The following is an 8,132-nucleotide window of genomic DNA, read 5'->3' as shown; positions in this document are numbered from 1 at the left end:
CGCTTGACCCGCCGGGGTGCGTCGCCGACCGCCCAGAGCACGGCCTCCCTTTCGGTCAGCTCGACCACCGTGTTGCCATCGGCGCTGGCCTCGATGCCCCGCGGATAGCTGGGGTCGGGGTCCAGGCGAACACTGCCCGCGAACCGTGTGCTCGCAAGGGTTTCGAAGATCGCCTGCCGCGCCTCGGCCGACGGGTGGAGCGTGTTCGCGGAGAGGCCCAGCCGCAGGGACAGCGCCGGGTCGTCCGCCCGCTGGTTCGCGGCCTCGGCCGCCAGCGCGCGCTGGGTGGCCAGCGTCTGCTGCTCGACGGCCGCGCTTCGCTGGCTCTCCGCCTCGAACCACTGGTACCCGGCGGCGCCACCCGCGGCGAGGGCCACGCAGAGGGCGATCACGGCGGCACGCAGCAGCCGCCGCAGGAGCCGTGCCCTGCGCAGTTCCTCCGCGCGTTCCTTCTCCGCGACACGCTTGCTCGCCGCCAGGAACCTCTTGTCCAGCTCGCGCAGCGGCTGCGCCTTCGCGACCGCACGCAACCCGCGCAGGCGCTCGCCGCGGGCCAGGAAGTCCCTGTGCCGCTTGGCTTTGTCCCACGCGTCGGCGGCCGCCTCCAGCTGCTGGCGCAGCAGGAGCGTGGCCCTGTCCTCGTCGATCCACCCACGCAGCTGGGGCCAGGCGGTCAGCAACGCCTCGTGCGAGATCTGCGCCGTCGACTCGTCCACCGTGATCAGCCGGGCCTCGGCCAGCCGTTCCTGGACTCGGACCGTCGCCTGCCGCTGGGGGTCGGACAGGCCTTCGAGCAGGACCGCCGCCGGCACGCGGTGGCGGAGGGCGACCGCGTCCGGGGTCACGTGGACCATGCGGAGCAGCAGCTGGCGCAGTGCCCGCCGGCCGAGGGCGTCGAGTGACGCGTACAGCTCGTCGGTCGTGGTGGCGACGGCCGACCAGATGCCGCCGGTGTCGTGGTAGCCGGCGAGTGTGAGGCGGGTTCCCTCGCGGCGCGACCACGTGCCCCGCAACGCGTGCGCCAGGAACGGCAGCGCGACGGTCGAGCCGTCGGCGCCGCCCTCGCGCAGGTCCAGGACCAGGCGGTCCGTCAGGCCATCCTCGACGGTCAGGCCGACCGCCGCGGCGGGACGTTCGACAGCGGCGCGCAACGCCTCCTCCCGCATGGGGGTCAGGGTCAGCTGCCCACGTGCGATGGCGCGTTCGAGCGACGGGTGGGCGAGGCAGCTGCCGTAGTGGTCGGCACGCACGCTCAGCACGACCTTCGGCGCGGCGGCGGACAGGAGCAGGTCGACGAACGCGGCGCGTTCCGCCCCGTCCTCGCTGCGGGTGAAGACCTCCTCGAACTGGTCGACCACCAGCAGCCGGCACGCCGACCCGGGGAACCGGCCGGCGTCGAGCTCGGCACGCACCTCCGCCAGCGGGCGCCCGGTCACCGCCGCCCACCGCTCCGCCAGCGTGCTCATCGGCGACGGGCCCGGCGCGGGCAGCAGCACCGCCGGCCACGGCACGTCCTCGCCCGCCTCGAACCGGCGCTCCAGCGCGGCGAGCAGTCCCGCCCGCAGCAACGACGACTTCCCCACCCCGGACGCGCCGACCAGCACCACCGGATCCGGTCCGGCCACGGCGGCCAACAGCTGCTCGACACCGTCCTCCCGGCCGAAGAAGTGTGCGCTGTCCTCGACCCGGAACGCCTCGAGGCCCGGGTACGGGCACGGCAGGTCCGCCGGCGGCACCCGCTCCGCCTCGTCGGGCCGGTAGGCGCGGTTGCGGGCGACGACCAGGTCGCCGAGCGAACCGTCGCTCTGCCGCCGCGGCCGGCTCGGTCCCTCGCGGAGCTCCCGGTCCACCGCGGCGAACAGCCGGTCGAGCGTCAGCACCGCCGGCCCGGCCGGGTCGCCGTCGGTCAACGCGCGCAACAGCACGCCGCTGAACAGGGTGCGCCGCTCGCCCTCCGGCGCGAACGACAACCCGTAGTTCGAGGCCGAGGAGATGAGGTATCCCCCGCGCGGCCGGGCGGACGCGTACGGGCGCGCCGCACCGTCGGCCGGCGTGTCCGCGCGGCCGGAGAAGCAGCAGTCCAGCACGACCACGCTGCCACCCGCTGCGTCGCCGAGCAGGTCCCGGACCGTCGGGTAGGACACGGCCTCCGCGATGCTCGTCGCCGACCGGCTCGCGGCGGTGGCGAGGTACAGGTCGTTGCGGGGCCCCAGCAGTCCGTGGCCGGCGTAGTAGACGAGCAGCGGGCCGCGAGCGTCTGCCACGGCTTGTTCGACCGCGGCGAGCACCGCGGCAGCGTCGGCGTCCGAGGGCACCCGGACGACGCTCGCCGGCGCCATGCCGCAGACCTCGGTGAGCACGGCAGCCAGGTCGTCGAGGGTGGTTTCCACCGAGGGCACGTCGGGCAGGCCCGCGTACCGGCCGGTCCCGATCAGCACCGCCGACGCGAAGGCGCCGGACGCGTCGGTCACCGCGCGGCCCCGTCCTCCCCCGGCTCCAGCAGACCGGCGATCTGGTCCACCTGCCGCTGCAGCGCGGCGGCGTCGAGGTCAGCGACGCGTTTCGCGGTCAGCTCCGCCGAGGCGCCGTTCGGCAGGCGCACGGTGATGCGCACGTCGCCGCGCCGGCTACGCAACCAGGCGAGCACCGCGGTGGCGAACGCGGTCGCCGCGCCGCCGGGTCCCAGCGCGATTGCGAGCGCGTCGAGCGCAGGTCCCATGGCGCCCGGCGCGGGCGGGGACTGCTCGAAGTGGACCCTGCCCCGCAGCTCCGCCACGTCGGTCAGCCACTCGTGCAGGGACCGGAGCTGGTCGGCAGCATCCGGACCGTCCGCGATCACCGCCGCGTTCACTGTGCCCCCAGTTCGCCTCACACACCGGATCTCACCGAGCGTATCGACATCCGAACGTTTTTGACCAGCACGGGGCCGCCGCGCGGGTCAGGACGGGGAGCCGATCGAGGCGCGGTCGAGGAAGCGGGTGGGCAGCACCCGCGTCTCCGCCGGGTGTGCCGCGCCCCGGATCCGGGCGACCAGCAGCCGCACGGCCGTGGCGCCCAGCTCGTGCGCCGGCTGGGCGACGACGCTGAGCGGGTGGTCGACCACGACTGTCCAGTCGGCGTCGTCGAAGGCGACGAAGGAGATGTCGGCCGGGATGCGCAGCCCCGCCGTGCGGACGGCCGCCAGCGCGCCGACCGCCACCACGCTGTCGGAGGCGAAGATCGCCGTCGGCGGGTCCGGTAGCGCCAGCAGCTCGGCGGTGACGCGTTCCGCCGGCTCGCGTCCCGTCGCGCCGCCGCCGAGGTAGCGGCCGTGGTCGGGCACGCCGGCCTCGCGCAGCGCGTCGAGGTAGCCGGCGACCCGGTCGGCGCCGGTGGACGCGGCCGGTCCGCGTGGCCGCCGCCGCGCGTCGGCGCCCGTGACCATGCCGATGCGGCGGTGGCCCGCTGCGGTCAGGCGGCGGATGACCCGGGCCGCGGCCTCCCGGTTGTCCGCGACCACCGTGTCGAGCGCGAGATCGGGGAGCGTGCGGTCCAGCAGGGTGACCGGGAACCCCGAGCGGCGCGCGCTGTCCAGGTGGTCGTGGTCGTGTGCCGAGGCCGGCGCGATGATCACGCCGTCCACCCGCTTGTCCAGCAACGTCTTCATCGCCGCGCGTTCGCTGGCCGAGTCCTCGTCGGTGTTGGTCAGCGCCACCTCGAAGCCCTCAGCCCTGGCCGCGTCGGTGATTCCCCGGACCGGGCGGGCGAAGAAGACGTTCTCGATGTCCGCGACGACCACGCCGATGGTGTTCGTGCGGCCGGTGATCATGCTCTGTGCGGGTTGCGCGGCCCAGCGAGGTAGTCGTCGAATCAGGGCTGGGTGGGAGCCGCGCTGGAATGTTCGTGGAGGAATCTGCGTGCGGTCATGCGGGATACGCCCGCGCGGCGGGCGAGTTCGCTGATGTTGATCGGCTTACCCGGCGCCACCATGGCGGCGGCCTCTGTCGCGAGCCTCGCTCGCTGCTCGGCTCGCTGCCCGTAACGGCGCGCGTCGCTGGAGGTGCTCGGTTCGTCGCTCTTGGCGCGTGGGGCGCGCAGCTGCATCGCCTCGGCAGTAGCGCGACGCCAGTGCGCCACCCCGTTGGGTGTCGCGTCCGGTGGGGGGATTGTCAGGCTGACCCGGTTGTCGTTGCGGACGAAGTGAAACTGGCGGGCCGTCAGGCCATGCAGCGCGGCGACCTCACGGGCATCGAGCAGATCGTCGGGATGGTTGGCGCTGTCGATCTCCGGCACGGGCTGGCTGGCCGCGTAGGCCTTGACTTGCTCGGTGTCCCACAAGGCCGGGTCGCCGCCGCGGCGAAGATCCCTGCCAGGACGGCGGTCGTCGGATGGCTCGTTGATCGGCCGAGGATGGCCTGGCTGGGACCAGGGCTTGCGACGACGCGCGGTATGCCAGGGCAGCCCGTGCAGGTGGCCAACGCCTTCCCGGTCAACAACCGACCGTCCATGGCGAATCACGGCAACCTCCATCGTCCTGCTTCGGATGCCGTTCGCGCTGGTGAGACGCGGGTAGGCGTCCACCTCCGCAGCCAATATATACACCCGCAACGGCGCACCGGAGGATGCTGGTTCCTGTCTCGATACACTCACCAGCGGCAACTCCTTGAACCGCACTCGTGCGGTTCTGGGTTGTTTTGGGAGACGGATGTGGGGCGGCGGTCGATCGTGTCAGCCGCGTCAGCGGAGCCGCACCGGGGTGCGGTGGTCGGCCACCCAGCCGCTCCACATCCGCACTCGCCATCGACCAGCAGGGCCGGTTCCGGTCGCGAGCTGGTGTGCGTGTCAGGCCAGCGCTGCGGCGACGAAGTCGGCCGTGGCCCGTTGATGCATCTCGACCAGGTCAGCGATGACCGCGGCATGGTCGGCGGCGCGCAGTGGGGTCTGCGGCGGGGCATATCCGGCGACCATCTCACCATCGAACAAGATCGCAACGTCGGCGACGTGGTCGTCGACGAGCAGGTCGCGGGTGCCGCGCAGGGCGATCAGCCAGGCATGGTCGCGATCGGGTGAACGCCCTTCGCGCAGGATGGTTTCGGGATCGGCCAGTGAGGTGAGGGTCCAGGAGATCGTGGTCATGGCGCTACCGTGAGCCTGTTCAGGTGGACCGTCAACAACGACGGCACCTCCTGTGGATAACTCGGCTAGCTGTCCACAGGAGCGATCCACAGGATGTGGGGGCCTGCATGACTGACGGCCAGTTTGTCGGTCGAATGGACGGGCCGGCAGTCCAGGTTGGTCGGACGGCCTGGGGTGCGCTGGACGCGCAACGAGTTCTCGACGAGGCGCTGCCGCTATGCCCCCTGGCGGCGGGATTGCCCGCGATGCTGTCGATCACTCGTGCGCTTCGATTGATGCAGCGGGCCGTGTCGGCGTTGCTCAGTGGCCTTGCAGTGTGGTGCGGCCTCGATTCGTATGGGGCCGAACGCGCCCGACAGCCCGCCCGGACGGCGGTGTCCGGGCGGGCTGTCGGGTGGGGGTCAGAAGGTGCGGGGGACGGGGAAAGCGTCCTCGGCTTCGCGTAGCGCCGCGCCGATCCGGTCGAAGGCGGTGCGGTCGACGACTTGCCAGACCAGCCGCCCGGTGGTGACCCGCAGGTGCATCGGCGTTGCGGTCTCCGCCCGTGCTGTGATCATCTGGACGTGGAACGTCTCGGTGAGGGTCAACCGCGTGACGGTGGCAACTGGCGCACTGGTCCAATGGGGCTGAAGCCAGGTCTGGCTGGCGTGCAGGGGGAGACGTCGCGCGCCGTAGGCCGCCAGGTCCCACCGACGGCATACCGCGCCGATCGCGACCACGTCCTCCACCACGATCATGGTGTCGGCGACGTACAGGTGGACCTGCGGCGGTGGCGAACTCAGCTCGTGCACCTCGACCCGGGTCGGCACCTCACCGCAGACACGAATGATGACCGCCAGTACTGCATGAGTCACGACCGTGGTGGCGTTGGCACCATGGTTGGGCATAGGGGCTCCTTGAAAGAAGGGGGTTGCTGTTGGGAGAAGCGGTCGGATGTCAAACCGACCCACGAGCAAAGTTTACATCTAAAACGGCGCACTCTGGTGGAACAGCCCACCGTTGTGTGGTCAACCGTCGATGGCCGCTCGGCGCGGGAAAGTCACCACGCCAGCTGCGGTCAGTCGGGTGGGCGCACGAAGAGATGGCGCGGCGTCGAGCCTGACCGCCCCACGGTTGGTAGGGCCCGCGATGTCCAGGTGGTGTGCGAGGAAATCAGGTCTTCCGTGAGGCCTGCTGGGCGTTGTGCTCTCAGCGGCCGTCCGCGTGATGCCAGTTCCGCTCTCGTCTCAACATATCGTCGCGATGAAACCGAGGGTGATCGCCAGAAGACCGTCGCCGCTGTGGGCAACGGCATGGGTCTACAGCGACATCCTCGCTGGCGTGCGGAACTTGGTCAGCCACTTCTGGTGGAACTCAGCTGCGGGGCCGAACTTCAGGTGAGCGACAGCGACGGCGATCCACGGTGCCCAGGTTCCAGCCAGGCGCACCGGCGGGACGGGCTCGGGGTAGTACATCACCAGTGCGTTGTCGTCGGTGAGCCGCATGCCTAGGGCTGCGTCGTAGTTGAAGTTCTTCCACTCGTTGCCGACGATTTCGCACCAAATGCGGTGTGTGGTCACCAAGGTATGTGCCATCGGCCACGGGCGCCACTGGGGTTCGGCCATGCGCCGAGCTTTGCGTCGGGCCCGGTGCTGCGTGGCGATCGATCCCAGGGCGTAGCCAGCGAGGAAGTTGAGGTCGCCGACCAGCACGGCCGGGCGCCGGCTGGTCACCATGACGTCTGCGCCGACGAATCGTGCGTAGTTGACGTCGAGGCCGGTGGGTGGACCGAACACGCCGATCGCGTATTCGTCATGTTCCCGCGGAAGGTGGGCGACGGGAGGCGGGACCGGAACTGCCGGGAAGGTTCCGCCCGCGCTGAGCGTGGTGTGCAGGTCACATGCGGTCTGCCACGGTGTCTGCGATGCCCCCATGATCACGTCCTCCTTCACGGATCGGCGACCGGTGCACATAGTAGCCGAATCGCGATGTTCTGCGCGCGACTCGTGGATTGCCTGGCGAAACCCGGCGCGGCGCTACGGTGCCCACCCAAGGGAGGTGCGTGGCCGTCGTTGTTGAGGTGTATTGCCTCGCTCCGTCATCGACATCGGTCGTGGCCGGGGACGTTGCCGATGAGGTAGCTGCTGTCGCCGCAGACACCGTGAACTTCCACGCGGAATGGCTGGTGGTGGACAGGAACGCGGGCTGTGTTCGCGTATTGGAGCGTCGATGTGCCTGGTGGACGGCTGCGGATCGTTGACACAGTGGGACAGCCCGGTTGGACAAGACAATAAGTGCCGCGTTGGACGTCGGAACGGGTGCGGTGGCGCCGACCTGTTTCGACAACGAGACGTGCGGAACTCATCTGTGGAAGCGGATTGTGTAGCGGTGTCGTGGTCCGGTGGCACTGGCATTCTGTCCAACCCGTCGGACCACCCATGACGGTCAACCAACCATGGCTCGGCTGTTCACGAGGGTTGCCTGCGGGCGAAGGCGGTTCGACCACCGACACCCGAACCGGATGGTGAGAGGTCGAACCGCCTTCGCCCACACCGGTCAGCTCTTCTTCTTGGCGCGAACGCTGCCCTTCCTGCCGCGCGTCGAGGACCGAGCCCGCGGCGTCTTGGCGGCCTGGGCGTCTTTGGCCTCCTTGTAGGCCTCGACGACGTGCGAGGGAATCCGGCCACGACCAGAGAGCCCGAAGCCGTTCTCCAGAGCCCACGCGCGGATCTGCCCGGCCTCGCCGTTCGAGCGCGTACCGGGGGAACTTGTCGTGCTGCCGCGCTTGATGCGACCGCCCACGCGGCGCGCGGAGTCGACGAACTCCGCGAGCGTGTCACGCAGCTGCTCGGCGTTGTCCTCCGCGAGGTCGATCTCGTAGGAGATGCCATCCAGACCGAATAGAACAGTCGACACGTCGGTCGAGGCCGTGCCATCCAGATCGTCAACGAGCTGAACCAGAACTTTCTGAGCCATCGGCTACTCCTCCATATCCGCAGGGTGATCGGTCGTGTAGAACCGCACGATATCAAGATTGT

Annotated in this window: 8 protein-coding genes; all 8 read right to left on the bottom strand. The window is 70.4% G+C overall.

The features are described from left to right. Positions 1–2,471, bottom strand: a 2,471-nt coding sequence (locus ACJ73U_RS14940) for a caspase, EACC1-associated type (protein ID WP_407778212.1), incomplete at its 3' end; no start/stop codon positions are given. Next, positions 2,468–2,872, bottom strand: coding sequence for an effector-associated constant component EACC1 (locus ACJ73U_RS14935; RefSeq protein WP_407778211.1), 405 nt, complete (start codon positions 2,870–2,872; stop codon positions 2,468–2,470). The genes ACJ73U_RS14940 and ACJ73U_RS14935, both read right to left, overlap by 4 nt. A 66-nt stretch (positions 2,873–2,938) precedes the next feature. Continuing rightward, entirely contained in the window at positions 2,939–3,808 is an 870-nt protein-coding gene (locus tag ACJ73U_RS14930) for a substrate-binding domain-containing protein (RefSeq protein ID WP_407778210.1), read from the bottom strand. Between the two features lie 41 nt (positions 3,809–3,849). Then, positions 3,850–4,653, bottom strand: a complete 804-nt coding sequence (locus tag ACJ73U_RS14925; RefSeq protein ID WP_407778209.1) for a hypothetical protein — start codon at positions 4,651–4,653, stop codon at positions 3,850–3,852. Between the two features lie 168 nt (positions 4,654–4,821). Beyond that, positions 4,822–5,115, bottom strand: coding sequence for a hypothetical protein (locus ACJ73U_RS14920; protein WP_407778208.1), 294 nt, complete (start codon positions 5,113–5,115; stop codon positions 4,822–4,824). A 401-nt stretch (positions 5,116–5,516) separates the two neighbouring features. After that, positions 5,517–6,002: a hypothetical protein gene (locus ACJ73U_RS14915; protein ID WP_407778207.1), complete on the bottom strand. Its 486-nt coding sequence runs from the start codon at positions 6,000–6,002 to the stop codon at positions 5,517–5,519. 411 nt (positions 6,003–6,413) lie between these two features. Further along, entirely contained in the window at positions 6,414–7,046 is a 633-nt protein-coding gene (locus ACJ73U_RS14910; protein ID WP_407778206.1) for a hypothetical protein, read from the bottom strand. 604 nt (positions 7,047–7,650) lie between these two features. Next, entirely contained in the window at positions 7,651–8,070 is a 420-nt protein-coding gene (locus ACJ73U_RS14905) for an Lsr2 family protein (protein WP_407778205.1), read from the bottom strand. Positions 8,071–8,132 lie beyond the last annotated feature (62 nt).

This window comes from Actinophytocola sp. (genome assembly GCF_045807065.1).
Classification (GTDB): domain Bacteria; phylum Actinomycetota; class Actinomycetes; order Mycobacteriales; family Pseudonocardiaceae; genus Actinophytocola.
This window is presented reverse-complemented; position numbering and strand designations above follow the sequence as displayed.

Excerpts from the sequence above, each read along its gene's own strand:
- ACJ73U_RS14930 (WP_407778210.1), bottom strand. The coding sequence starts at position 3,808 with ATGATCACCGGCCGCACGAACACCATCGGCGTGGTCGTCGCGGACATC.
- ACJ73U_RS14920 (WP_407778208.1), bottom strand. The coding sequence starts at position 5,115 with ATGACCACGATCTCCTGGACCCTCACCTCACTGGCCGATCCCGAAACC.
- ACJ73U_RS14915 (WP_407778207.1), bottom strand. The coding sequence starts at position 6,002 with ATGCCCAACCATGGTGCCAACGCCACCACGGTCGTGACTCATGCAGTA.
- ACJ73U_RS14905 (WP_407778205.1), bottom strand. The coding sequence starts at position 8,070 with ATGGCTCAGAAAGTTCTGGTTCAGCTCGTTGACGATCTGGATGGCACG.